The following is a 25241-nucleotide window of genomic DNA, read 5'->3' on the forward strand; positions in this document are numbered from 1 at the left end:
GCTAGCCCGGGGCTTTCACGGCTGTTGAGGCGGAGGCTGTGTCCTTGAACTGAAAGGTGCTCCTGACCAGCGACGATGTGGTTTGTCTAGGACCATGTCGTGCGAAGTCGAGGAGCACCTTCGAGGTGAAGACTACTGGGTTGTATCCGTATGTCCGCGTTGATGCGGCCGGATCGGGTGTGGTGTCGCAGGCCGGTGGCTTGTTGCTGACCGAGGCGGTCCGGGCCAGTGGCCTGGTCACGGAGCTGTCGGGGGCGTTGGTGCCGTGGCGTAAGCCGTTGGCCAGGCATGATCCGGCCAAGGTCATCGCCGATCTCGCGATCATGCTCGGGTTGGGTGGGGATTGTCTGGCCGATATCGCGGTGCTGCGTGGTGAACCGGGCCTGTTCGGTCCGGTCGCCTCGGACCCGACGGTGTCGCGGACGGTCGATGCGCTGGCCGGCGACGTCGAGGCGGTGCTGAAGGCGATCAACGCTGCGCGGGCTGCTGCCCGGGCGCGGGTGTGGGCGCTGGCCGGTGAGCACGCACCGGACACCGGACGCGATGGCGAGGATCCGTTGATCGTGGACCTCGACGCGACGCTGGTGGGTGCGCATTCGGATAAGCAAGGCGCGGCGCCAACCTTCAAGCGGGGTTACGGATTCCATCCGTTGTGCGCGTTCGTCGACCACGGATCTGACGGGTCTGGTGAACCGCTGGCGATCAGGTTGCGGCCCGGGAACGCCGGCTCGAACACGGCCGCTGACCATATCGCCGTGGTCCGTGACGCTCTCAAACAACTCCCCGGACACCGGTCGGGGACGCGGCCGGGGCGCCGGGTGCTGATCCGTACCGACTCGGCCGGCTGCACCCACGAGTTCCTCGACTGGATCGTGGCGCAGCGGCTGTCGTACTCGGTCGGGTTCACCCTGCCCGATGACTTCGCCCAAGCCCTGCCGCGGATCCCGAAGCAGGCGTGGACACCGGCGATCGACAGCGATGGCCGGGTCCGTGACGGCGCCTGGGTCGCCGACGTCACCGCCTTGGTCAACTTGTCGAAGTGGCCGGCCGGGATGCGGGTGATCGTCCGCAAAGAACGCCCCCACCCCGGCGCCCAGTTGCGCCTCACCGACATCGACGGACACCGCATCACCGCGTTCGCGACCAACACGGCCCGCGGACAACTCGCCGACCTCGAACTACGCCACCGCCGCCGGGCACGCGCCGAAGACCGCATCCGCTGCGCCAAGGACACCGGACTCAGAAACCTCCCGTTGCACGACTTCGACCAGAATCAGATCTGGTGCGCGATCGTCGCTCTGGCCTGCGAACTCACCACCTGGATGCAGCTACTCGCGTTCACCGACGCCGACGGCACCACCCACGAGGCTCGCCGCTGGGAGCCCAAACGCCTACGCCTGCGACTGTTCTCGACCGCCGCCAGGCTCGCCCGGACCGGCCGCCGCACCATCGTGCACCTCGCCTGCAACGGCGCCTGGACCACGGTGTTGCACACCGGCCTCACCAGGCTCCACACCCTCACCGCGCCCAGCTAAAACAACACCCCACCCATCACAGCAACCGAAACAGACCCGGCCCCTGGAACCGGCGCCCACCCGAGACGACACTCGGGCCACTGTCCTACCCACCTGCAAGAATCAACCCCGAAACCGGCCACCAAGCCGCGAGCCGCCGCCCGCGACAGAGTCACGAAAGATCCGGGCTAGCGCTGCGAAACGCTGAGCGGATCGCTGGCTTGGTCAGCGGCTCGGATTGCTTGGCCGAGCCGCCGCTCCCAGAATTGACGAACGTCAGTTGACGGTTGCATTCACTTCATTCGCGCGGAGTTTGAGCCAGATTTCGAAGCCTGGTCCGAGTTGAGTTCGCGGACCAGGTTGAGGTCGCGGGTGCCGGTGAAGCGGGCTGAGTCTTCGGCGTAGTACTGGGACATGTTGGGGTCGCAACCTGGCAAGCATTTCTAGAGATCGGGGTCTTCGAAGGCTTGTTGGATGGCGTTTGTGGCGGCGGGGTTGGGGGCTTTGCGGTCGTAGTAGTGGTCTTGGGTCATGGAGATGCGGGAGTGGCCTAGTTGGTTGGCGGCTCCGCGTGCTGTTTGGCCGGCGTCGTCGAGGGCGGTGGCTACGGTTTTGCGGAAAGCGTGGGAGGTGATCCAGGTGAGGGTGTCGGTGGGGACTGGGGCGGCTGCCTGGTCGACCTGGGCGAGGAGGGATTCGGTGGTCTCGGGGGTGGGGGCGTAGGCCCGGAGGAGTGTTGTGGCCATGGTGCGGTCGACCTTGATGCGGCCGGTTTCGATGAGTTGGATTCTGGTCTTGGGCCAGTTGAGGGTTTTGGCGACCTCCTCGCGGGAGAGGCCGGCTCCTCGGCGGGCGGCGCGGAGGGCTTGGCCTAGGTCGCGGCGGGTGGTGCTGCCGATGGGGGCTAGGGCTGCGCGTAGGGAGCGGCGGACGTTGTTGGGGTCGCGGTAGCCGCCGATGGTGTCGGTGAAGATGGGGGCGTCGAGGCGGATGCCGGTGGCGGCTCGGGTGCGGAGGGTGGCGATCAGCCAGTTGGGGAGGCCGACCTGGCGGTTGCTTGCCTTCGATTTGACGGGTTTGCGGATGAGGCCTTCGCCCGTGATGCGGACGATGGTGTGGGTGATGTCGACGGTGGCTGCGTCGAGGTCGATTTGGGACCAGAGGACGGCGAGGGATTCGCCGATGCGGGCGCCGGTGCCGAGCATGAAGGTGACCAGGTCGGGGAGGTCGGCGTGGACGGCTGCCTCGTCGGCTTTCAGGTGCTTGCGGAGGAGCGTGACCTCGTCGGCTTGGATGGCCCGAGCGGGTTTCCTGGCGGGGTGTTCGATGCTTTCGACTTCGCGGACCGGGTTGACGGTGATGGCGCCGTAGCGGACGGCGAGCTGCATCATGCCGGAGATGATGGCTCGGCAGGTCTTCGCTGTCGGAGGGCCGGTGTTCTTCTTGATCTTGGAGATGACTGTGTCGACGCGGGGTGTGTTCACCTCGCCGATGCGGAGTTCGCCGAGGGCGGGGCGTATGTGGTTCCTGATGGCCCGTAGGTAGGTGTCCAGGGAGGTGGGGGAGCGCGTTTCGTCGGCGATCTGTTCCTTGAACTTGGTTATCCAGAGGTCGAGGAGGTGGTTGATCTTGTGCATCGCGGTGAGCTCGCCGGATTGGCCGGTCTTGGCGCGGTCCTTGAGCTTGATCAGCAGCTTGTTCTTGGCTGCCGTCGGGGTCTTGCCGAATGCTGATACCAGTCGGACCTGACCGTCATGATCTCGGAACTTCGCTTGCGCCCGGTGGCTGATCGCGTTGCCGTCGTCGTCCGTCTTGATGACCTGGGTTCGGACGTCACCCCAGGTTCCGATGGGTAGAGGTGGTCTCGCCATCTCAAGCCTCCAACCTGTTCGATGGTTGGCTGCTCAACGGCTGGTCCGGTGGAAGATCCGGGGTTGCACGGACGATGCGAAACGATGAGAGATGACGCACAGTTACGATCACATGAAGATCGCCGGGCTGGAGTCGGCGGTCGACGCAGCTCGTAGAGGAGGGCGCCGCTGTGCGGCCGGAACGGGCCGGACGCCAAAGGGGTGCGTAAAGGGTGCGCTGGCAACACAAAGGCCCGGGAACAGATTGCGATGTCTGCCCGGGCCTCGGTGTTGGTGCGCCGCCAGGGACTTGAACCCCGAACCCGCTGATTAAGAGTCAGCTGCTCTGCCAATTGAGCTAGCGGCGCATGTTCTTTTGTTGCTTTCGAACGAAGAGGATCGTAGCAGGGGTTTTGGGTAGATACGAAATCGGTTGTTCAGGGGCGGAGCTCGAGGACTGCCATGGCTGCGTTGTGGCCGGCGATGCCGCTGACCGCGCCGCCGCGGCGGGCGCCGGAGCCGCAGATCAGGAGGTTCGCGACGTCGGTCTCGACGCCCCAGCGGCCGGCTTCGGTTTCGTCGTCTGCCCAGGGCCATTGCAGGTCGCCGTGGAAGATGTGGCCGCCTGGCATGCCGACCGATTCCTCGATGTCGAGCGGGGTCTTCGCCTCGATGCAGAGGTTGCCGTCGGCGTCGCGAGCGATGCACGGTTCGAGTGGTTCTGCCAGGTACGACTCGAGCCCGGCCAGCACCCGGCGTACCGACTCCGTCCGGGCCGTGTCGTTGTCGGAGGCAAACAAGCGCGCGGGGAAGTGGACGCCGAAGACGGTCAGTGTTTGGTGGCCGGAGGCAACCAATGCGGGGCTGAGGATCGACGGGTCGGTGAGCGAGTGGCAGTAGACCTCGGACGGCGGCACCAATGGCAGCGAGCCGTCAGCAGCCGACCGGTACGCCGTCTCGAGCTGGCTGTAGTCCTCATCGATGTGGAAGGTGCCCGCGAACGCCCGGGCCGGGTCGTCACCGGAACGCAGCCGGGGGAGCCGGGAGAGCAGCAGGTTGATCTTCAGCTGCGACCCCTCGGGCTTGTCCACGACGGGATGCCCACGCAGAGCAGCGAGCGTCGCCGGAGCGACATTGGCTAGCACGTAGGAGCAGTCGACGGATCGCTCACCGTCACCACCGATCCAGGTGACCGCGGCGCGCGTGCCATCGGCGTCGACAGAGGTGACAGACGCGTCGACGACCAGGGAGGCGCCGGCGCGACGGGCAGACGCGGCCAGTGCGTCGGTGACCGCGCCCATGCCGCCGACGGGTACGCGCCACTCGCCGGTGCCGTTGCCTATCAGGTGATAGAGGAAGCAGCGGTTCTGAATCAGCGACTCGTCATGCAGCCCAGCGAAGGTGCCGATCACCGAGTCGGTCGCCACAACGCCACGCACGGTGTCGTCGGTGAACAGACGCTCCACAACCTCACCGAAAGGCCGCTCCACCAGCGCCTCCCACAGAGCCGGGTCTACCTGCTTGCGGAGCTCTGCAGCCGAGGCGAGTGGCTCCAGCAGCGTCGGGGCGACTACACCCGCCAGTGACGCCACCGAGCCGTAGAAGGCCGTCCACGCCTCGTACTCCGAGTCGCTGCCGGTCAGGGCCGCAAAGGACTCCCGCGTGGTCGCGCCCTCGGGCCGCTCGACCATCAGGCCCAGGTCGCGCCCGTCCCGGCGTACCGGCGTGTACGACGCCACTGAGCGCGAGCGGAGCTCTAGGGAGAGGCCTAGGTCGGCCACGATCTTGTCGGGCAGCAGACTGACTAGGTACGAGTACCGCGACAGCCGGGCATCGACACCCGGGAACACTTGCTGGCTGACGGCCGCGCCGCCGGTATGACCTTGCTGCTCGAGTACTAGCGTGCTCAGCCCGGCACCGGCCAAGTACGAAGCCGCGACGAGGCCGTTGTGGCCGCCGCCGACGATCACGACGTCGTAGAAGTCCTTCATCAGACCGGCCAATCCAGTTCGCGGTACGCGGCGTCCCAGAACATCCACTCGTACCTGGTCGTAGCGGAAAAGTGCCGGTGGCAACGGTCGCGTTCACTTGGGCCTACCTCGGCGCCGAGCTGGTCCGTCACCGCCAGCACCGACTCTACGACCGCATCGAACTCCTCGGAGCTGTATGCGGCGATCCACTCCGCGTAGACCGGGTCCGGCGACGAGTGCTTGACCAGCTCCCGCCCCACGTCGCGGTAGATCCAGTAGCAGGGCAGCACAGTCGCCACTGCCTCGGCGTACGTCCCAGTGGCGCACACGGCGGTCAGATAGGACATGTACGCCGTTGTAGTCGGCCCGGACCCGATTGAGTCGACGTCGGCAGAGGTGAGGCCTAGTGAGCCCAGCAGCGAGCTGTGCAGCTCCCGCTCGACCTCAATCGCATCGGCGGCGTGCCGGGCGAACATGCTGACCGCGTCCTCGTCCACGGCACGTGCGGCGACCAGGGCGAGTGCACGGGAGTACGAGCGCAGATAGTGACTGTCCTGAACGATGAAGTAACGGAACGCGTCCCGGCTCAGGGTCCCGTCGGTCAGCCCGGTGATGAACGGATGCCGGACGATTTCGGCGTACACCTTGGTGGCGCCGGAATCCCACAGTTCCTCGGAAAACGTCATCCCTGCTCCTCATGCTCGGCTGCGACCGACCCTAGTGCCCAGGCCCTCCAGCTAAACGCGACGAAGATCACTCAGCGGTCGTACTCTGGCGCCATGACCATGCAGGGGGAGAGCCGTACCGGCATCGCCGCTGACCAGGACGGTGGCCGTCACACGATGCCGCCGGACACCGCGCTGCTGGCCCGGATCCGTGGGTCGGTGATCGGTGACGACCAGGTGATGCCGGGGCCGTACGGGCCACGCCGGGTGACGTACGCCGACTACACCGCGTCAGGCCGGGCTCTCAGCTTCATCGAGGACTTCATCCGTGAGGAGGTCCTGCCGCGGTACGCGAACACCCACACCGAGTCCAGCGGCACCGGCCTGCAGACCACCCGGCTGCGCGAGGACGCGCGCAAGATCATCCACGACAGCGTCGGCGGCGACGACGAGACCGCGGTGATCTTCTGCGGCTCCGGCGCGACCGGCGCGATCGACAAGCTGATCGGCGTGCTCGGCCTGCGCATCCCGGCCCGGCTGGACGACGAGTACCACCTGATCGACACGATTCCGCCGGAGCAACGGCCGGTCGTCTTCATCGGCCCGTACGAGCACCACTCGAACGAGCTGCCGTGGCGCGAGTCGATCGCCGACGTCGTGGTGATCGGGCAGGACCACGACGGTCACATCGACATCCCGCAGCTGGAGAGCAAGCTGGCGGAGTACGCCGAACGGCCGCTGAAGATCGGCTCGTTCTCGGCCGCCAGCAACGTGACCGGCATCGTCAGCAACACCCATCGGGTCGCCGCGCTGCTGCACCGGCACGGCGCGCTGTCGTTCTGGGACTGCGCCGCCGCCGCGCCGTACATCGAGATCGACATGTACGGCGGCCGCGACGCGGATCCGCTGGCCTACAAGGACGCGATCTTCCTCAGCCCGCACAAGTTCATCGGCGGCCCCGGTACGCCGGGCGTGCTGGTGGCCCGGCGTGAACTGCTGAGCAACCGCGTTCCCGACGTACCGGGTGGTGGCACGGTCGCGTTCGTGAACCCGACCGAGCACCGCTACCTGGACGACCCGGTCCATCGCGAGGAGGGCGGCACGCCGGCCATCATCGAGTCGATCCGGGCCGGCCTGGTGTTCCAGCTCAAGCGGGCGGTCGGGATCGACGTGATCCGCGCGCACGAGGACGCGTACCTGCGCCGCGCGGTCGAGTCCTGGCGGCACGAGCCGGGTATCCAGATCCTCGGCAACCTGGACGCCGAGCGGCTGTCGATCGTGTCGTTCGTGATCAAGGCGCCGTCCGGCCGCTACCTGCATCACAACTACGTCGTCGCGCTTCTGAACGACCTCTTCGGCATCCAATCCCGCGGCGGCTGTTCGTGCGCGGGACCGTACGGACATCTCTTGCTCGGCATCGACCTGGAGAAGTCGCATGAGTTCGCCGACGAGATCGTGCACGGCTGCGAGGGGATCAAGCCCGGCTGGGTCCGGGTCAACTTCAACTACTTCATCTCCGAGGCGGTCTTCTCGTACGTCGTGGAGGCGGTCAAGCTGGTCGCCCAGGAGGGTTGGCGCCTCCTCAGCGACTACCGCTTCGACCCGGCCAGCGGCCTCTGGAAGCACTACCGCGGCCCGGTGGAGCCACCGATGCGCCTGTCCCAGCTGGGCTACGACGCCGACGGCCAACTCCGCTACCCCCGCCACCACGACACCGCCCCCGAGTCAGCCCTCGAGACCTACCTCGCCGAAGCCAGGGACCTGCTCTCCGCCTGTCAGCAAGCCGACGACCACAACGAGGCAACGGTCAACGCGGAGTTCGACCACCTGAGATGGTTCGACCTCCCCACCGGCTGCCTGGCCCCCACCACCCGCTGACTACGGAGTAGAAGTCCGCAACCCCTCTTCGTAGCCACCGCCGGCAACCCGAGTCCACGGCACCCCGTTGACCAGCAACGTCCGCCCACCAACCGGCGCCTTGGTAGTAACAAGCACAGGCTCAGCCGTCATCGAACACCCACGCCGATAAACCCTCTGAGTAACCCGTACTCCGACCGCACCCGCCCCCTCGGCATACGCAACCGCCCGCACCTTCTGAGCACACCCCGTAGGCGTAGCGACAATCAGCACCAACTGATTCGCCTTCACCGCATAAACGTCCATCACCGCAGCAGCAGTAGGCCGAACCACCTGCACCACCGGAGAACTAGCAACCCCCCGAGGCACCGGCACCGACTCCTCGTCAGCCTCGGACCCCCCAAACACCTTCGCCAACACAAACACGCTGAACGAAAGCACCCCCACCAAAAAGGTCACCACCACAGCAACCCCATACCCAACCCAAACACTCCCCGAAGCCTTCACCCCACGGATCCTCCCAGCCCCCACCCACCAAACCAACCAGACCCGCCCAAACCCAGTTGTTCAGTCAAACCGAGAAGACGAGAGGCGAGCAACTGACAAAGCCAGCCACAACAAGGCGAGTGACAGACGAAGCCAGCCACAACAAGGCGAGTGACAGACGAAGCCAGCCACAACAAGGNGACAGACGAAGCCAGCCACAACAAGGGGGGTGTGGGTGGCGAAGCCCCCACCCGCGCGGAGCGAAGCGACGCGCAAAATAGCGAAGGCGACCCAGGCTCGCGCTGTCCGCGAGCATGGATCGCCGTCGCCTTCGGGTGAGTAACGGGACTTGAACCCGCGGCCCCCTGGACCACAACCAGGTGCTCTACCAGCTGAGCTATACCCACCATGTTCTCACCGCCTGGATCAGCGCGGCTCGGTAATCATAGCGATGAAGGTCAGTTACCTGAAATCGGGGCGTTGACCAGGCTGGCGGCGGCCTTCGCGGTGTCGGTGTCGGGGCCTGGCTGGGGTACGAAAACGGTCTGCCGGTAGTACCGCAGCTCGGAGATGCTCTCGGTGATGTCGGCCAGGGCGCGGTGGTTGCCGGTCTTGGCCGGCGTCGCGTAGTACACCCTCGGGTACCAGCGGCGGACGAGTTCCTTGATCGAGCTGACGTCGACGTTGCGGTAGTGCAGGTGCGACTCGACCTTGGGCATGTCGCGGACCAGGAAGGTGCGGTCGGTGCCGACCGAGTTGCCGGCCAGCGCGGCCTTGCGCGGTTCTTTGACGTAGCCGGAGATGAAGTCGAGGACCTGCTGTTCGGCGTCGGCGAGCGCGATGCCGTTGGGCAGTTCGTCGAGCAGCCCGGAGCCGGTGTGCATGTCGCGGACGAAGTCGCCCATCTGCTCCAGGGCTTCCGGGGGTGGCGCGATCACCAGGTCGATCCCGTCTCCGAGCACGTTGAGCTCGTAGTCGGTGACCAGCACCGCGACCTCGATCAGGGCGTCCTTCGCCAGATCGAGCCCGGTCATCTCACAGTCGATCCACACCAGCCGGTCGTTCATGAGGACCCACCTTACGGCGACCCGCCGACAGCGTCGCGCCCGGCAGCGTCAAGTCCGGGCGTGGCGGTCGGTCTGGCCGATGTGGATGCTCCGCACGGACAGCCCCGCGAGGTCCGTACGCCGGCCGAGGTAGTGCTCGTTTGCGGGGTCGAGCAGCTGTTGCCAGATGGCCAGATCCGCAGCCGGCAGCGCCAATTCCCCGGGGAGCTCAGACCCATGTCCATGCCCATGACCTTGGGTAGCGCCGGGCGTGAGCCGCTCGATCCGATGCTGGAAGCCCGCGACGACGTCGGCTCGGTCCGCATCGGAGAGCGGTACCGGCTTCTCTGTCAGGACACTCTTGGTAGTCACGTCGACCAGTCCTGCTCGGCTGAGGGCATCGGTCCAGCCGTAGGTCATCGGCACCGATCCCGGAAGCGCATCGCGCATGGCTGCGAACCAGCGGTCCTGGGCCAGGTCCAGGCGGAGTTCCAGCCCGGGCTCGCCGAGACCGAGATCCCACGGGAGGCAGCGGGACGGCAGGCCACCTTCGGCGAGGGCCAGGCGACCTCCCGGCGCCAGTAGCGACATCAGCGCATCGATGGCGGCTTGCTGGTCGGCTGCGTGGTGTACGGAGGCCGAAGCCCAGATGAGGTCCGCCGGAGCGCCGATTGCCGCCCGCAACGGTTCGGGTCCGTCATCCATCGAAACCAGCTCACAGCGCACGGCACCGGCAGTATGGGCCCGCGCTTCCTCCAGTACGTCGGCGTCGGCGTCGATAGCGACCACGGTGCCCGCAGGCATCGCCGCAGCCAGCGCCTTCGCCATTCCGCCGGCACCGCACCCCACATCGACGGCCAGCTTGTCGGTCGGCCGTACCAGGCCCGAGGCAACTATTTCGTTCCAGCTCGCGTCGCCGGTCGCGTTCTGCCGGAGGTGCCCGGCCTGCTCCGCCCAATTGATCTCGATCATGCGGTCCATCATGTATTTCCCGCCCTACCCAGGACATCCTTCCTTGCGGAATCGGCAAATCTCCCGCCGAGTTCAGGGCTAACACGGTTGCGGTGTCACTACCCACAGTGCTGTCCTGTTCAACAGCCGGGGGGTTGAACGGGAGGTGGGGCTATGCGGGGCACTGGGGACCGGGAGGCCGTAGAGGGGACTGTCGCGCGGCCGCGGCTGACCAAGCTACTGAGTGAGGGCTCGCGTCGCCGCCTCTTGACGGTGGTAGCCGACGCCGGCTTCGGCAAGTCCACACTGCTCGGCTCCTGGGCCGCTGAGCATCCCTGCGCGTGGTACACGGTCCGTGCGGAGGACCGCTCGCTCGCTGCGATGGTCACCGGCCTGGTCGACACCCTGCGCTTCCAGGTGCCCGCACTATCGGCAGTACTGACCGCTGAACTCCAGGGACCGCGTGGCCCCGACGCTGACGCGGAGCAGGGGACCAGAGCACTCGCGTACGCCACCCTGCTGGCCGACGCGCTCGAACAGAACCTCACTGGCGACGTGGTGCTCGTGCTGGACGACCTCCACGAGCTCAACCCCGGTGACCCGGCGACCCGACTGATCGAGGGCCTGGTGCGGGTAGCACCGCCCTCCCTGCATCTCGTAGTGGCGTCCCGCACGGCGATGCCCTTCGGTATCGACCGGCTGCGCGGTCGCGGCCAGGTGCTAGAGATCGACGCGACGGCGCTGGCCTTTACCGTGCAGGAGACGCTCGCCGTGCTGGACGTAGTACTGGGTGAAGGGGCTGAAGGGCTTGCTGAGCCGTTGCAGGCCGCAGTACAGGGGTGGCCGGCTGCGGTGCGGCTCGCTGTTGAGGCACTGCGGACAGTGCCGGCCCCGGAGCGGCAGGGACGGTTGCGGCGGGCTCTGCGGTCGGACGGCCCGCTGTACGACTACCTGGCCGAGGAGGTCTTCGCAGCAGAGCCTCAGTCCGTACGCCGGTTGGTCGCTGCGGTGGCCGTATTGCCGAAGTTCAGTGCGGAGCTCTGTCAGGCGGTAGGGCTCACCGAGAGTGCGGAGACCCTGCATCAGCTCCGTACTAGAGGCCTGCTCGTCTCGGCCGGTGACGTGGATGGCTATGAGCTCAATCCGCTCGTCCGGGACTTCGCCATCGACCGGCTGTCCGCGAACGAGCTCGGGATGGACGAGCTGACTCTGCAAGCCGGGCAGTGGTTCGAGTCCGTCGGCGAGCAGCGGGACGCTTTGGCCTGCTACCAAGCCGTAGACCCGGCCCATGTGGCCCGAATGCTCACCGAGCGAGGGCAGGGCATGGTGAATGGCGGCCTGGCCGAATCGGTCGTTGTGGCCATCAGCGCCCTGCCGCAGGAGCTGCGGGATGCCGCGATGGACCAGCTGGAGGGTGAAGCACGGCAGGTGCTCGGGGACTGGCAGGGCGCGGAGGACTGCTTCGACCGGATCATCGAGCCGGAGGGCGAGATCCCGGTCGCCATTGCTTGGCGGCTGGGCCTGATCCATCACCTGCGCGGCCGAACGGACGTAGCGGTCGCCATGTATCGGCGAGGGCGGATCGACGGGCAGCAGCCCGCTGACGAAGCACTGCTGCAGGCCTGGTGGGCAGGAGCGCACTGGCTGCGTGGCGAGTTCGACGAGTGCCGTGAACTGATCGCGGGTGCAGAGGTGTCCGCCAAGGTGTCCGGCGACGATCGGGCGCTGGCAATCGTGCACACGGTGCTGGCGATGCTTGCTGCGGTCGACAGTGATCCACGCGGCAACGCGTCCCACTACGTGCGGGCGCTGGAGCACGCGGGGCGCGCTGGTGACCTGCTGCAGTCGATTCGCATCAGGGTGAACCGTGCTTCGCACCACATCGGCGAGGGTGACTACACGCTTGGCCTGGAGGAGCTGGAGGTCGCATTGGAGTTGGCCGACCGCGCCGGCTTCGCAGTGTTCCGAGCACTGGCCTTGAACAACCGAGGCGAGGCGCTACTGCGACTTGGCCGGCTGGACGAGGCAATCGGCGAGCTAGAGGCGTCGCGGGCGCTCTACCAGAAGCTGGAGTCGAAACGGGTCGCGCAGCCGCTCGCAGTACTGGGGGAGGTCTACCGCGAGCGAGGGGACCGGGCGATGGCCAGGGCGTGCTACGAGGAAGCCATAGCCATGGCAGACGACACCAAGGACATGCAGTCGCTTGTACCGTCGCTGGCCGGCCTTGCCAGAGTCCTGGCGGTAGAGGAGCCCGAGCGGGCTGCGGAGCTTGCAGAGATCGCGAGGCAGGCAGTGGCCTACGGGCCGGTCCTTGGACAGTCGGGTGCGCTTGTAGGGCTTGGCTGGGTGACACTGCACGCGGGCAACAAGGCAGATGCTGCCGCTGCTGCAGAGGAATCGGCCGCGCTCTGCCGTCGACGCCGCGACCGAGCAGGGTTGGCCGATGCACTCGAGCTATACGCGGCAGCTGACGGCGGCGAGGTGCTGCACGAAGTACTGAACATCCGGCGCGAGTTGGGCGATCCGCTGGGAGAGGCACGAGCCGAGTTGATGCTGGCCCGGCGTACGCCGGGTCCTGAAGGGCGGGAGTTGGCGTTGCGGGCTCACCAGCAGTTCCTGGCAGCCGGAGCCACCCGGTACGCCGCAGCGGCACTGGCGGCCAGTCAGCAGACGGGACCGGCTCCGGTGCGCATCGAGTGCCTCGGCGGCTTCCGCGTACTACGGGACGGCAAGGCGATCCAGCTGGGGGAGTGGCCGTCCAAGAAGGCCCGTGACCTCCTGAAGATCCTGGTAGCCCGCCGGTGCCGACCGGTCGCGCGGGTGCAGCTCCTGGATCTCCTCTGGCCGGACCAGGGCGAATCAGTCGCATCACCCAGACTGTCGGTCGCGCTGTCGACAGTGCGCTCTGTGCTCGACCCCGAGAAGCGCTACCCGGCCGACTGCTTCGTCGGAGCCGACCGCGCCACCATCTGGCTGGACGGCGACCAGACTTCGGTAGACGTCGAGGGCTTCCTCCACGACGCACGTAGCGGCCTGGACGGCAACAGCTTGCCCGTACTGCGCGCAGCGGAGGCGGCGTACAGCGGGGACTTCCTGGAGGAGGATGTGTACGCCGACTGGGCCGCGGGGATGCGTGAGGAGGCCAGAGCGCTCTACGTCCGAGTGGCGCGGGTGCTTGCCGAGCGCGGCAAGGCAGACCCCGACGCGGCTGCCGGGTATCTGCTGCGGATCCTCCAGCGCGACCAGTACGACGAACGCGCGCATCTGGGCCTGGTGACCGCCTTCCAGGGGAGTGGAGCCCACGGAGAGGCCAGGCGCGCCTACCGGACCTACATCCAGCGGATGGCCGAGCTGGAGGTCGAACCGGCGCCGTACCCGGCCCTGCCGGCCCGGGTTTAAGACTGTCTGAAGGTTTGTCCGCACGCTCAAGCCATGGCAGCTCCGGTACACAACGTGGACGTGACCTGCGAGTTCGGGGTCGCAGGCGACGCACAGCACGGTCTCCACACGGGCCGTGACTACCGCGCCGCCGCCGGTACGCCGATCCGGGCCACTCTGGCCGGCGTCGTCGTCCGGGTGTCGGACGGGCAGGTGGTGGTCGAGTCCAACGCGATCTGGCACTTCTACGGTCACCTGACCGAGCTGGAGGTGAGTCAGGGCGACACGGTCGAGACAGGGGATCGCCTTGGCATGGCGACTGGGCCCCACCTGCACTACGAGGAGCGCGTCACGCCGTACGGGGCAGGAGACCACCGCAACCCACGGTTCGACCTGCATCCGAACACCCGGCTGCACCCGTGAAGGGGGAGGTGGCGTCGGGCGGGCCGGCCGTGGAGGGAGCGGCCGAGCCGCTCGCCGCTACCGTGCATAGATGATCGCGACCAGGTTCGGCACCGAGCGGCTCGCTCTGCTGCCGCTGCGCGTCGAGTACGCCGAAACGATGGCGAAGGTGCTCTCGGACCCCAAGCTCTACACGTTCACCGGTGGCGAGCCGCCGACGGCTGAGGAGCTCTCGGAGCGCTACCGGCGACAGGTAGCCGGCCCTGGGCGCCCGGGGGAGTCGTGGCTCAACTGGGTGATCAGCACGCTGCAGGACGACGAGCTGGTCGGCTACGTGCAGGCCACTGTCATCGGTGACGAGGCGGAGATCGCCTGGGTGCTGGGGACAGCCTGGCAGGGTCGCGGCTATGCGAGGGAGGCAGCGGTCGCTCTGGTCGCCTGGCTAGAGGCTCATGGTGCGCAGCGGATCGTTGCGCACGTCCACCCCGACCACACTGCCTCTGCCACGGTCGCGGCTGCCGCCGGACTTCGCCGTACGGACCTGGTGGAGGACGGCGAGTATCTCTGGGTCCGGTAGACGCAGAACAGGCCCGGCCGAAACGGCCGGGCCTGCTCAAGCGGTGGTTCAGACCGGGCGGACGTTCTCCGCCTGCGGGCCCTTCGGGCCCTGGGTCAGGTCGAACTCGACCTTCTGGTTCTCATCGAGCGAACGGTAGCCGTCCGCCGCGATCGCCGAGTAGTGCACGAAGACGTCGGCGCCGCCGCCGTCCTGAGAAATGAAGCCGAAGCCCTTTTCGCCGTTGAACCACTTCACTGTTCCGCTAGCCATGATCTGCTCCTTGTGTGGGGCGGGTAACAGGTCCCGGCGGTCGCCGGTCCCCTGGTTGCTGAACGAGCCCTCCCACACCGGACCTTGGCCCAGAAATGAGAAAACGCCCTGCGGATCACAAATCCGCGGGCGTTTCAAAAACAAACCGGGAACTGCAAAACTGCAACCGTCAGAAACGGTAGCACACCGTGGCGGCCCGCACCCGGTACGGCGGCCGGAAAAATCACCACGAGCCGCGGTGGTCCGGAACCAGCAGGGTCAGCGGGATGATCAGCAGCAGGACGGCGGCGAAGACCAGGAAGCTGTGCGCCTGAGCCAGCCCGCCGTTGCCGGCGTGGGCCAGAACGGTGGTGGTGACCGAGACAGCGACGATGCCGCCGGATTGCCGGAACATACCCCGCAGGCCCGCGATCGCCGAGATCTGATCCGGCGCGAGTTGCAGGCCGGCGTTGTTGGAAGCGGGGATGGACAGGCCCATGCCGACGCCGGTGATCCCCGCGGCGAGGGCCAGCCATCCGTACGGCGTAAGGCCATGCGGGGCCAGGGCCATCACCGTCATCCCACCGGCGACGAGCAGGAAGCCGCCGATCATCGGCGCCCCGTACCCGGTCCGGCGCAGCGCGAAGACGGCCAGGCCGGCGACGCAGACCATCCCGACAGCCCTTGCCGTGAGCAACGTTCCGGCCTGGAGCGGCGCGATGCCGTAGCGCGATTCGGCGTACAGGGGGACCAGGGCGCCGAAGCCCAGGACGGCGGCGCCGAAGAGGAAGTTGATCGCGTTCATCGCGCCGAAGCCGTGGCCGCGGAGCAGGTTGACAGGGATGAAGGGGGTGCTGTGGCGGTTCGCGTGCCGGATGAACAGAACGCCGAGCGTGACCGCAATCACCTCCGCGGCGATGAAGATCGGGTCCGTGAGCCCGCTGCTGCCGAGGGTGCTGATCCCGTACATGCCGAAGAGGATCGTGAGCGCAAGCAGCACCGCCCCCGTGCCGTCGACGCGCGCCACGGTCTTCGGCTGGCCGCCCGGGATGAAACGCAGGCCGAGCAAGATCAGCAGCAGGCCGATCGGCACGTTGACGATGAAGATCTCCCGCCAGGACCAGTAGGTGACGATCACGCCGCCGATGATCGGGCCGAGGATGCCGCCGAGCGGGAAGATCGAGGTGAACATCCCGATCGCACGGTCCCGGTCGCGGCCGAACTGCTCGGACACGATGCCGGTCGCGGTCGGCATGAAGGCGCCGCCACCGATCGCCTGGAAGGCGCGGAACAGCACCAGCAGATAGATGTTGTCGGCCAGGCTGCAGCACAGGGAGGCGACGGTGAACAGCACGGCGGCGCCGAGGAAGACGCGCTTGCGGCCGAACTGGTCGCCGAGCCGGCCGGCCAGCGGCATCACGATCAGTTGGCCGAGGCCGTAGATGGTGATCGTCCAGCCGCTCCACGTGAGCGGCGCGTCCAGGTCGCCGCGGATGGCATTCAGCGCGGTCGCCACTATCGTCTGATCGATCGAGGCCATCAGCAGGGCGATCGAGACGATGCCGAAGACGATCCGCCGGTGGGCCAGCGGCTCATCCGCGGCCGGGTCGGCGGATCGCTGCGCTGAACTCGACGGTTCCATCGATGTACAGGCTACATTGCTTGCCAGCAGGCAATAAAGGGGTTGAGATGACCGACATCGAGACGTTGAGCAAGCTCCGCGGCGTGATCTCCAAGCTCGCGCGCGAGCTCAATGCCACGGCCACCGGCGAGGGGCTGACGCCGACCCAGGCGTCTGTCCTGGGCCTGATCGCGGTCCGCGGCCCGCTCGGCCTGACCGAGCTGGCCCGGCTGGAAGGGCTGAACCCGACCATGCTCTCCCGGGTGGTCGGCAAGCTGACCGAACTCGGCCTGATCCAGCGCGACGCGAACCCGGACGACCTGCGAGCCATCCGGGTAGAAGCCACCGACGCCGGCCGTCACTTGCACGACCGCGTCAAACTCCTCCGCACCACCGCCATCGGCACCTGCCTCGATCAGATCCCGGCCGAGTCAGCTCAAACGATCATCACTGCACTCCCAGCACTAGAAGAGCTCGCCCAGGCAATGCGCTCGACCCATTCCTGAGGCGTGTGTGCGTAGTCGTTGGGGGTGATCCTCGATCACCCCTAGCCGCGCCTCCCGGGCCCGACGAGTCCGGCACCAGCCACACCGCAACTGTGCGCCGAGTGTCCCGACCGACAGGACATAGTCTTTCGTCGCGCGACCGGCCCGCCTCAGTCGACAGTCCGCGAGCCCACAAATCGGCACTATGTCCTGTCGGTCGGGACGGACGCGCCTTCGGCGAGCGCTTTCCCGAAAACTCTTGTTAGGCAAGGGCTATCAAGTCATCGGAAATGTGAGCTTGGTCATGTCTTGACCCCTCCAGGTGCCCGGCCTACTGTATGCGGTATACCAAGCCCCTCCGGAAGGTGGGACCCATGGAGAGATCGCGCGGCTATCGCATGGCCGTCAACTGCTCGATCCTGTTCACCGAGCTACCCCTACTGCAAAGACCCCAGGCCGCCCGTTCCGCCGGTTTCGAGGCGGTCGAGTTCTGGTGGCCGTTCGACACCGCGCTGCCCGGTGACGCCGAGGTCGACGCGTTCGAACGCGCGATCCGCGACGCCGGTGTTCAGCTGACCGGACTGAACTTCGCCGCCGGTGACCTGCCGGCCGGCGATCGCGGCCTGGTGTCGTGGCCGCAGCGCTCGCTGGAGTTCCGCGACAACATCGCGGTGACGCTCGGGATCGGTGAACGCCTCGGCTGCCGCGCCTTCAACGCGTTGTACGGCAACCGCGTCGACGGCATCGCCCCCGCCGAGCAGGACGAGCTCGCCGTCGAGAACCTAGCCCTGGCCGGTACCGCGGCCGGCTCCTTCGGCGCGACCGTCCTGGTCGAGCCGGTCAGCGGAGCCCCGCGCTATCCGTTGCTGACGGCAACCGATGCGGTCGACGTCATCACCCGGGTCGAACGCGAGGCCGGCGTCACCAGCCTCGGGCTGCTCGCCGACCTTTACCACCTGACCGTCAACGGCGATGACGTGAGCAAGGCGATCACGACGTACGCCGACCGCATCGCCCACGTACAGATCGCCGACGCACCGGGCCGCAACGAACCCGGTACCGGCGAGATCCCGATCGAGCAATACCTCGGTGAGCTCCAAGCCGCCGGGTACGACGGCTGGATCGGACTGGAGTACAAGCCCAGCACGACCAGTACCGAAAGCCTCGCCTGGAGCGCACCGACCGACTAGGAGCTGGTATGCCACGAATGACTGCCGCCCGCGCGGCGGTGGAGATTCTCCGTCGCGAAGGTATCACGAACCTGTTCGGCCTCCCCGGCGCGGCCATCAACCCGTTCTACAGCGCCGTCCGCGCCCAGGGTGAGCTCAAACATGTCCTGGCTCGGCACGTCGAGGGCGCCTCGCACATGGCCGAGGGCTACACCCGCGCCAAGGCAGGCAACATCGGTGTCTGCGTCGGTACTTCGGGTCCCGCCGGCACCGACATGATCACCGGGCTCTATTCGGCCAGCGCCGACTCCATCCCAATCCTGTGCATCACCGGGCAGGCGCCGGTCGCGAAGCTCCACAAGGAGGATTTCCAGGCCGTCGACATCGAGTCGATCGCGAAGCCGGTGACCAAGTGGGCCGTCACCGTACTCGAGGCCGCGCAGGTTCCGGGCGCTTTCCAGAAGGCGTTCCAGCTGATGCGGACCGGTCGTCCCGGACCGGTGCTGATCGACCTGCCGATCGACGTCCAGCTGACCGAGATCGACTTCGACCCCGAGTTGTACGCGCCGCTGCCGATCGCGACGCCGCGAGCCACCGTCGCGCAGGCCGAGCGGGTCCTGCAGTTGCTGGCCGAGGCGGAGCGCCCCCTCATCGTGGCCGGTGGCGGCATCATCAACGCCGACGCGGCGGACCTCCTGGTCGAGTTCGCCGAGCTGACCGGTGTACCGGTGGTGCCGACGTTGATGGGCTGGGGGACGATTCCGGACGACCATCGGCTGATGGCCGGGATGGTCGGCCTGCAGACGTCCCATCGGTACGGCAACGAGACGTTGCTCGCCTCGGACCTGGTGATCGGGATCGGCAACCGGTGGGCCAACCGGCACACGGGTGGACTCGACACCTATCGCGCCGGGCGCAAGTTCGTGCACATCGACATCGAGCCGACTCAGCTCGGCCGGGTGTTCGCGCCGGATCTTGGCATCGCGTCGGACGCGAAGGCGGCGCTCGAAGTACTGATCCATCTCGCTCGGGAGAAAGCTCCGCTCAAGGACCGGTCCGAGTGGACGGCTGATTGCCGCGAACGCAAGCGGACGCTGCAACGGCCTACCGACTTCGACGACGTGCCGGTGAAGCCGCAGCGGGTCTACCAGGAGATGAACAAGGCCTTCGGACCGGACACCCGGTACGTGTCCACGATCGGGTTGTCGCAGATCCAGGCGGCCCAGATGCTGCACGTGTACCGGCCGCGGCACTGGATCAACGCAGGCCAGGCGGGTCCGCTCGGCTGGACCGGTCCGGCGGCGCTCGGCGTGGCGGTCGCGGATCCTGAGGCGACCGTCGTGGCGTTGTCGGGCGACTACGACTTCCAGTTCCTGATCGAGGAGCTCGCGGTCGGGGCCCAGTTCAACATCCCGTACATCCACGTGGTGGTGAACAACGCCTATCTCGGGCTGATCCGGCAGGCGCAGCGTGGGCTGGAGATGGACTACTGCGTACAGCTTGCCTTCGACAACATCAACACCCCGGAGCTGAACGGGTACGGCGTCGACCACGTCAAGGTCGCCGAAGGCCTTGGCTGCAAGGCGTTGCGTGTGTTCGAGCCGGACGGCATCCTGCCCGCCCTGGAACAGGCGAAGAAGCTGATGGTCGAGCACCAGGTGCCGATCATGGTCGAGGTGATCCTGGAACGCATCACCAACGTCTCGATGGGGACCGAGATCGACAACGTGATCGAGTTCGAGGAGCTCGACGACGTACCCAACCCGATCCCGACCTCCTCCGGCCTACGAGACTAGGAGTCCTGCGCATGAAGGTTGCGATTCTGGGCGCAGGGGCGATCGGCGCGTACGTCGGCGCCGCCCTGCACCGCGGCGGTACCGAGGTGCATCTGGTTGGCCGCGGCCCCCATCTGGCGGCGATCCGCAAGCGGGGCGTCGAAGTACTGAGCCCGCGCGGTGACTGGGTGGCCCGTACGCCGGCCACCGACGACCCGGCCGAGATCGGGCCGGTCGACGTCGTCTTCCTGGGGCTGAAGGCGAACTCGTACGCGTCCTGCGGTCCGCTGATCGGGCCGTTGCTGCACGACAAGACGGCCGTGGTGGCCGCCCAGAACGGCATCCCGTGGTGGTACTTCCACGGCCTGCCGGGCCCGTACGAGGGCCGCCGGATCGAGTCGGTGGACCCGGGTGGTGAGGTGACCCGGGTCCTCTCGCTCGACCGCGCGATCGGCTGCGTCGTCTACTGCTCGACCGAGCTGGAGGGGCCGGGCGTCGTACGGCATCTGGAGGGCACCCGGTTCTCGATCGGCGAGCCGGGCGGTGGGCAGTCCGAGCGATGCCTGGAGTTCAGCGAGGCGATGATCGCGGGCGGGCTGAAGTGCCCGGTCGAGGCCGACATCCGCAAGGACATCTGGATCAAGCTGCTCGGCAACGCGGCCTTCAACCCGATCAGCGCGCTGGCCCGCGCCACGATGGTGGAGATCGCCCAGCACGAGGGCACCCGCGCGATGATCCGGCTGATGATGGAGGAGACACTGGAGATCGCCGCCGCTGTCGGCTGTTCGCCTGATATCTCCGTGGACAAGCGGATCGACGGGGCTGAGCGGGTCGGCGAGCACAAGACCTCGATGCTCCAGGACCTTGAGAAGGACAAGCCACTCGAGCTCGACGTGATCCTCGCCGCGGTGGTGGAACTGGCCGACCTGACCGGCACCAAGGCCCCGACCCTCCGCGCGGTCCACGCGGTCACCGACCTCCTCTCGACCAAGGTCGGCATCCCACCGATCGCCCACGCCCCGACGGCGGCGAGGGCCGTCTGAGCCAGGTGGGTCCGGAGCCGCGTGCCCTGCCAGGCCCCTCCGGACCCACCTGTTCCACCTTGTACGCCGTACGCAGGCTCCTCCGTCGCCTACTCCCGCTCCTGCGTCGCAGCTGAGCACAGGCGGCGGTGGTCGGGGCAGGCAGCCGGCCGTGTGGTTGGTGTGCAGTCGGGTGGGGGGTATCGCTCATCATGAGGGTGAGCGAGTCGCGGATGCCGTCCCGACCGACAGGACATAGTGCGATTTTCGGGCCTCGCAAACGCTTGCCCGGGCCGATTCGAGGACTATGTCCTGTCGGTCGGGACAATCCAGGGGTTCACAAGGGCGTGCGCGGCGCTGAGGCGCGGGCTCCTGCGTCGCCGCAGTACACAGGCGGCGGTGGTCGGGCCGCGCAACCGTCGGCGTGGGTTTGGTGTCGACGTGCGGCCGCGTGGGCGGGCTCGCCGCTCCTGTCGTCGCGGCGGCTTGCGCGGTGGGGGTGGATGGTCGCGCACGCACGCACAGGGTTGAGGTTGGCCGGCGACACGCCGTGGTTAGCACTTGCCGTTGGAGTTGGGTGTGCGTGCAGGTCCGCGTCGCCGGACCGGGGTGGCGGATCGGGATGCCAGCGGTGGCATCGGGTACTGCGAGGCGGTTGCCGCCGGCGACGATTGTGGCGGTGCTCGGTCCGGTCATCGGGTAGGCGGCCGCGGTGGGCTCGCCGCTCCTGCGTCGCGTCTCGTAGTACGCGGGGCTCCTGCGTCGCCGCTGGACACTGGCTGCGGTGGGCGGCGCACGCAACCGCCGGCGTGGCCCGGTGTCGACGTGCAGCCGCGCGGGCTCGTCGCTCCTGCGTCGCGTCTCGCAGTGCGCGGCTCCTGCGTCGCCGCTGAGCACAGGCGGCGGTGGTCGGGGCAGGCAGCCGGCCGTGTGGTTGGTGTGCAGTCGGGTGGGGGGTATCGCTCATCATGAGGGTGAGCGAGTCGCGGATGCCGTCCCGACCGACAGGACATAGTGCGATTTTCGGGCCTCGCAAACGCTTGCCCGGGCCGATTCGAGGACTATGTCCTGTCGGTCGGGACATAGTCGGCCATTCGAGGGGTCAGAGCTCGAGCGGGCCGAGCGAAGCGCCAGGGACGAACCGAGCCGTCCGATCCGCCATCGTGTCCAGCTCCAGGACGATCAGTTCGTTGGATCCCTGGCGGATGGCAGGCGCAGGTATGTAGAGCGTGTGCTGCGGACCCCGCCGCCAGTAGCGGCCCAGGCAGAAGCCGTTCACCCAGACGAATCCCTTGCCCCAGGCATCGGTTCTCACGAAGTGGTCGGCGGGTGCGTCGGCCGAGAAGGTCGCCCGCCAAGCGGTCGGGCCGGGGGACGGGCGAACCTGGCCCTCGGTTGATTCCCACAAGCCGGGGATGCTGTCGAGGTCGATAGCGCAGGTCGACCAGTCGGTGACGGGTTCCGAGTCCAGCAGGACAGGGCCGATGAGCCCCTTAGGTTCGCCGATACGAGGTCCGTAGTTGACCCGGCCCTGGTCCTCGACAACCAACTCCAGGCGGCCGCCGTGGGGGAGCAGGATGGCGCGGTCGTGGTTCTCGCGTTCGAGCACGCCGACCGGGTGACCGTCGAGATAGACCTGAGCGCGGTCGCGGATCTCCCCGACATCGAGCAGAGCCGGACCCTCGCCAGAGAGCTCAGAGAGCTCAGAGAGCTCAGTCCGGTAGATCGCGACCTGGGCATCCAACTCGTCGAGGGTCGGCAGCGACTCGTGCGTGGTCCACTGGCCGTTAACAGGCAGCGAGATCGGCGAGCCCAGCAGGACGGAGAACGCCGGCGCCGGCTCCACAGGGTCAGAGGCCAGAGCCGGCACAGCCGCATAGCGCGAGATCACCTCCCGAAAGGCGTGGAATTTCGCAGTGAAGTTGCCTGCCTCATCCAGTGGCGCGTCATAGTCGTACGACGTGATCGTCGGCCGGTAGACGCCCTTGTCGTTGGCGCCGTTGGTCAGCCCGAAGTTCGTGCCGCCGTGGAACATGTACACGTTGACGGACGCGCCCGCCGCCAGCAACGCATCCAGCTCCGCGGCCGCATCCTCGACCGACGTCGTGTGGTGAGGACCGCCCCAGTGGTCGAACCACCCGTCCCAGAACTCCATGCACATCAGCGGTCCCGACGGTTGGTGGGCCCGCAGCGTGGCCAGCCTCTCGGCACTGCGCGAACCGAAGGACGCGGTACGCAGTACGCCGGGCAAGCCGCCGGCCTCGAGCATCTCGTCGACCGGCTGGTCCACGGTGACCAGCGGCACCGTGATGCCTGCCTGGCCGATCATGTCGGCCACTGCCTTCAGGTAGACCTGGTCGTCACCGAAGGCGCCGTACTCGTTCTCGACCTGGACGAGGATCACCGGGCCGCCTTGCTGGACCTGGAGCGGCTCGACAATTCGCAGTACCTGCTGGAGGTACTCCTCGACCGCTGCCAGGAACTGCTTCTCGTGCCGGCGGACCCCCACGCCCGGCTCCCGGAAGAGCCAGGCGGGGAGGCCGCCGTTGTCCCACTCCGCGCAGATGTAGGGCCCGGGGCGGACGATCGCGTACATCCCGGCTTCGGCCACCAGCCGCAGGAAGCGGTCGAGATCGAGCATTCCCGTGGTGTCGAAGACGCCGCGCCGGGGACTGTGGGCGTTCCACGGCACGTAGGTCTCGATGGTGTTGAGCCCCATCAGGCGGGCCTTCTCGATCCGGTCCGCCCAGGATTGCGGGTGGATCCGGAAGTAGTGCAGCGCGCCGGACAGGATCCGGAACGGCGCACCGTCGAGGAGGAAATCGGACTCACCGATCGTGAAGTCGGACATGCTTCTCTTTCTGCGCGGGGGTAGGGACTCAGCCGTTGGTCTGGAAGCCCTGCTGGTTGCCGTAGCTCACCAGCGCGTCCTGCCAGGCCTTGAGTCCCGGGTCGAGGGCGGACTTGGCCTGGTAGGCCTTGCCGACCGTGTCGCCGTAGATGCTGTTCGCGTACAGCTGGAACGGCAGGTAGCTCCAGTCCTTGACGACCGTGCTGGCCGCGCCGGTGAGGACCTGGTTGATCTGCTGGCCACCGAAGTATGCGCTCGGCTTGTCGACGAAGGCGGGATCCTTGAGGTCGGCAACGGTCGACGGGAAGCCGCCGCTGGCCAGGAACGGCTTCACGCCGCCGTCGTGGTTGAGCCACTGCACGAAGCCGGCCGCCAGCGCGGGGTTCGCGCTCTGCTCGAGGACCGACTGGGTGCTGCCGCCGTTCTCCGCGGTGGCCGGCTGTCCGTCGTACGTCGGCATCGGGGCGACCCGCCACTTGCCGAGGCCGCCCTTGACCGACGACTCCAGCACGCCCGGCATCCAGGCGCCGATCGGGAGGGTCGCGATGCTGCCGTCAGCCAGTCCCTTGAACCACTCGTCCGTCCAGCCCGGGATGCTCGACACCAGACCGCCCGTGACGAGCTGGTCCCAGACCCCGGTCCACTTCTTCGTGCCATCATCCGCGAGGTTGATGGTGACGTTCTTTCCGTCGGTCTTGAACGGCTTGCCACCGGCCTGCCAGATCATGCTGGTGGTGAAGCCGGCGTCACCGGCGTCGTTGGTGATGTACTTCTTGGGGTCGGCAGCATGCAGCTTCTTGCCAGCGGCAACGTACTCGTCCCAGGTCTTCGGTACTGCGATGCTGTACTTGTCGAAGACCTCCTTGTTGTAGAACAGCGCCATCGGTCCCGAGTCCTGCGGCAAGCCGAACAGACCTTCACCGGCATGCACTGCCGTCCAGGTCGACGCCGTGTAGGCGGACTGGAAGCTGTCGAAGCCGTACTGACGCAGGTCGACGAGCGAACCCGGCAACGCGAACTGCGGCAGCGCCTGGTACTCGATCTGCGCGACGTCCGGTGCTCCCGAACCGGCCTTGATGACGTTCTGCAACTTCGTGTAGTGGTCGTTACCCGTGCCGGCGTTGACGTAGTTCACCTTGACGTTCGGGTACTCCGTCTGGAACGCCTTCACCTGAGCCTCGGCGGACGGCGTCCAGCTCCAGTAGGTGATGGTGCCGCCCTTCTCGAGTGCGGCCTTCACGGCATCCGGCGAGCCGGACGGCTCCGAGCTGCTGCCCGCGGTGTCCGAACCACCGCAGGCGGCGAGCAGAACCGACGCGGCCGTGACTGCGGCGGAGGTGGCGACGAGTTTCCGCAGGCTGCGCCGATGACTGGTCTTCATGATGTTTCCC

Annotated in this window: 19 protein-coding genes and 2 tRNA genes; 9 read left to right on the top strand and 12 right to left on the bottom strand. The window is 67.3% G+C overall.

Annotated features, from left to right (window positions below):
* Window positions 1–125 precede the first annotated feature (125 nt).
* The gene (locus A3ES_RS0134915) at window positions 126–1535 is read left to right on the top strand and encodes an IS1380 family transposase (protein ID WP_020391488.1); all 1410 of its coding nucleotides are present in this window, start codon (window positions 126–128) and stop codon (window positions 1533–1535) included.
* A 422-nt stretch (window positions 1536–1957) separates the two neighbouring features.
* On the opposite strand, the gene A3ES_RS49480 is transcribed toward A3ES_RS0134915, so the two are convergent.
* The 4 genes from A3ES_RS49480 to tenA all read right to left on the bottom strand — a co-directional run bounded on the left by A3ES_RS49480 (window position 1958) and on the right by tenA (window position 6020).
* Window positions 1958–3385 carry a helix-turn-helix domain-containing protein gene (locus tag A3ES_RS49480; RefSeq protein WP_020391490.1) on the bottom strand — a complete coding sequence of 476 codons (1428 nt, stop codon included), beginning with the start codon at window positions 3383–3385 and terminating at the stop codon, window positions 1958–1960.
* Window positions 3386–3656: 271 nt separating this feature from the next.
* Window positions 3657–3732: transfer RNA gene (locus tag A3ES_RS0134930), tRNA-Lys, on the bottom strand.
* A 69-nt stretch (window positions 3733–3801) separates the two neighbouring features.
* On the bottom strand, window positions 3802–5355 hold the full coding sequence (locus A3ES_RS0134935; protein ID WP_020391491.1) for a phytoene desaturase family protein: 1554 nt from the start codon (window positions 5353–5355) through the stop codon (window positions 3802–3804).
* Window positions 5355–6020 (bottom strand): thiaminase II, encoded by a 666-nt coding sequence (tenA, locus tag A3ES_RS0134940; protein ID WP_020391492.1) that lies wholly within the window; start codon window positions 6018–6020, stop codon window positions 5355–5357. The genes A3ES_RS0134935 and tenA overlap by 1 nt, the downstream gene beginning before the upstream one ends.
* Before the next feature lie 93 nt (window positions 6021–6113).
* Here tenA and A3ES_RS0134945 point away from each other — a divergent pair, with 93 nt between their 5' ends.
* Window positions 6114–7877 carry an aminotransferase class V-fold PLP-dependent enzyme gene (locus tag A3ES_RS0134945; protein ID WP_020391493.1) on the top strand — a complete coding sequence of 588 codons (1764 nt, stop codon included), beginning with the start codon at window positions 6114–6116 and terminating at the stop codon, window positions 7875–7877.
* Here A3ES_RS0134945 and A3ES_RS56840 read toward each other — a convergent pair whose 3' ends face one another.
* From A3ES_RS56840 to A3ES_RS0134965, 4 genes are all read right to left on the bottom strand, one after another.
* Window positions 7878–8009 (bottom strand): hypothetical protein, encoded by a 132-nt coding sequence (locus A3ES_RS56840; RefSeq protein WP_272944659.1) that lies wholly within the window; start codon window positions 8007–8009, stop codon window positions 7878–7880. It lies immediately after the preceding gene.
* 667 nt (window positions 8010–8676) lie between these two features.
* A tRNA-His gene (locus A3ES_RS0134955) sits at window positions 8677–8749 on the bottom strand.
* Window positions 8750–8800: 51 nt separating this feature from the next.
* The gene (orn, locus tag A3ES_RS0134960; RefSeq protein WP_020391495.1) at window positions 8801–9409 is read right to left on the bottom strand and encodes an oligoribonuclease; all 609 of its coding nucleotides are present in this window, start codon (window positions 9407–9409) and stop codon (window positions 8801–8803) included.
* 48 nt (window positions 9410–9457) lie between these two features.
* Window positions 9458–10360 carry a class I SAM-dependent methyltransferase gene (locus A3ES_RS0134965; protein ID WP_157630906.1) on the bottom strand — a complete coding sequence of 301 codons (903 nt, stop codon included), beginning with the start codon at window positions 10358–10360 and terminating at the stop codon, window positions 9458–9460.
* Between the two features lie 153 nt (window positions 10361–10513).
* Between A3ES_RS0134965 and A3ES_RS0134970 the strand changes: the two genes are divergently transcribed.
* From A3ES_RS0134970 to A3ES_RS0134980, 3 genes are all read left to right on the top strand, one after another.
* Window positions 10514–13738, top strand: coding sequence for a tetratricopeptide repeat protein (locus A3ES_RS0134970; RefSeq protein WP_020391497.1), 3225 nt, complete (start codon window positions 10514–10516; stop codon window positions 13736–13738).
* A gap of 33 nt (window positions 13739–13771) precedes the next feature.
* Window positions 13772–14140: a M23 family metallopeptidase gene (locus A3ES_RS0134975; RefSeq protein WP_020391498.1), complete on the top strand. Its 369-nt coding sequence runs from the start codon at window positions 13772–13774 to the stop codon at window positions 14138–14140.
* Between the two features lie 70 nt (window positions 14141–14210).
* A complete protein-coding gene (locus A3ES_RS0134980; protein ID WP_020391499.1) occupies window positions 14211–14696 on the top strand; it encodes a GNAT family N-acetyltransferase in 486 nt (161 codons plus the stop codon).
* Between the two features lie 48 nt (window positions 14697–14744).
* Here A3ES_RS0134980 and A3ES_RS0134985 read toward each other — a convergent pair whose 3' ends face one another.
* A complete protein-coding gene (locus A3ES_RS0134985; RefSeq protein ID WP_026163488.1) occupies window positions 14745–14948 on the bottom strand; it encodes a cold-shock protein in 204 nt (67 codons plus the stop codon).
* A gap of 223 nt (window positions 14949–15171) precedes the next feature.
* Window positions 15172–16569 (bottom strand): MFS transporter, encoded by a 1398-nt coding sequence (locus A3ES_RS0134990; RefSeq protein WP_020391501.1) that lies wholly within the window; start codon window positions 16567–16569, stop codon window positions 15172–15174.
* A gap of 47 nt (window positions 16570–16616) precedes the next feature.
* Here A3ES_RS0134990 and A3ES_RS0134995 point away from each other — a divergent pair, with 47 nt between their 5' ends.
* The 4 genes from A3ES_RS0134995 to A3ES_RS0135010 all read left to right on the top strand — a co-directional run bounded on the left by A3ES_RS0134995 (window position 16617) and on the right by A3ES_RS0135010 (window position 21020).
* On the top strand, window positions 16617–17054 hold the full coding sequence (locus A3ES_RS0134995; RefSeq protein ID WP_020391502.1) for a MarR family winged helix-turn-helix transcriptional regulator: 438 nt from the start codon (window positions 16617–16619) through the stop codon (window positions 17052–17054).
* Window positions 17055–17407: 353 nt separating this feature from the next.
* Window positions 17408–18223 (top strand): hydroxypyruvate isomerase family protein, encoded by an 816-nt coding sequence (locus tag A3ES_RS0135000; RefSeq protein ID WP_040456296.1) that lies wholly within the window; start codon window positions 17408–17410, stop codon window positions 18221–18223.
* Window positions 18224–18231: 8 nt separating this feature from the next.
* Window positions 18232–19998 carry a glyoxylate carboligase gene (gene gcl, locus A3ES_RS0135005; RefSeq protein WP_026163491.1) on the top strand — a complete coding sequence of 589 codons (1767 nt, stop codon included), beginning with the start codon at window positions 18232–18234 and terminating at the stop codon, window positions 19996–19998.
* Window positions 19999–20009: 11 nt separating this feature from the next.
* Window positions 20010–21020, top strand: coding sequence for a 2-dehydropantoate 2-reductase (locus tag A3ES_RS0135010; protein ID WP_020391505.1), 1011 nt, complete (start codon window positions 20010–20012; stop codon window positions 21018–21020).
* A gap of 1081 nt (window positions 21021–22101) precedes the next feature.
* On the opposite strand, the gene A3ES_RS0135015 is transcribed toward A3ES_RS0135010, so the two are convergent.
* Together A3ES_RS0135015 and A3ES_RS0135020 are read right to left on the bottom strand one after the other, a co-directional pair.
* Complete coding sequence (locus A3ES_RS0135015; protein ID WP_020391506.1) at window positions 22102–23850, bottom strand: glycoside hydrolase family 35 protein; 1749 nt, start codon at window positions 23848–23850, stop codon at window positions 22102–22104.
* 28 nt (window positions 23851–23878) lie between these two features.
* Window positions 23879–25231: an ABC transporter substrate-binding protein gene (locus tag A3ES_RS0135020; RefSeq protein WP_020391507.1), complete on the bottom strand. Its 1353-nt coding sequence runs from the start codon at window positions 25229–25231 to the stop codon at window positions 23879–23881.
* Window positions 25232–25241: the final 10 nt, after the last annotated feature.

Origin of the sequence: Kribbella catacumbae DSM 19601 (assembly GCF_000372465.1) — a bacterium.
Classification (GTDB): domain Bacteria; phylum Actinomycetota; class Actinomycetes; order Propionibacteriales; family Kribbellaceae; genus Kribbella; species Kribbella catacumbae.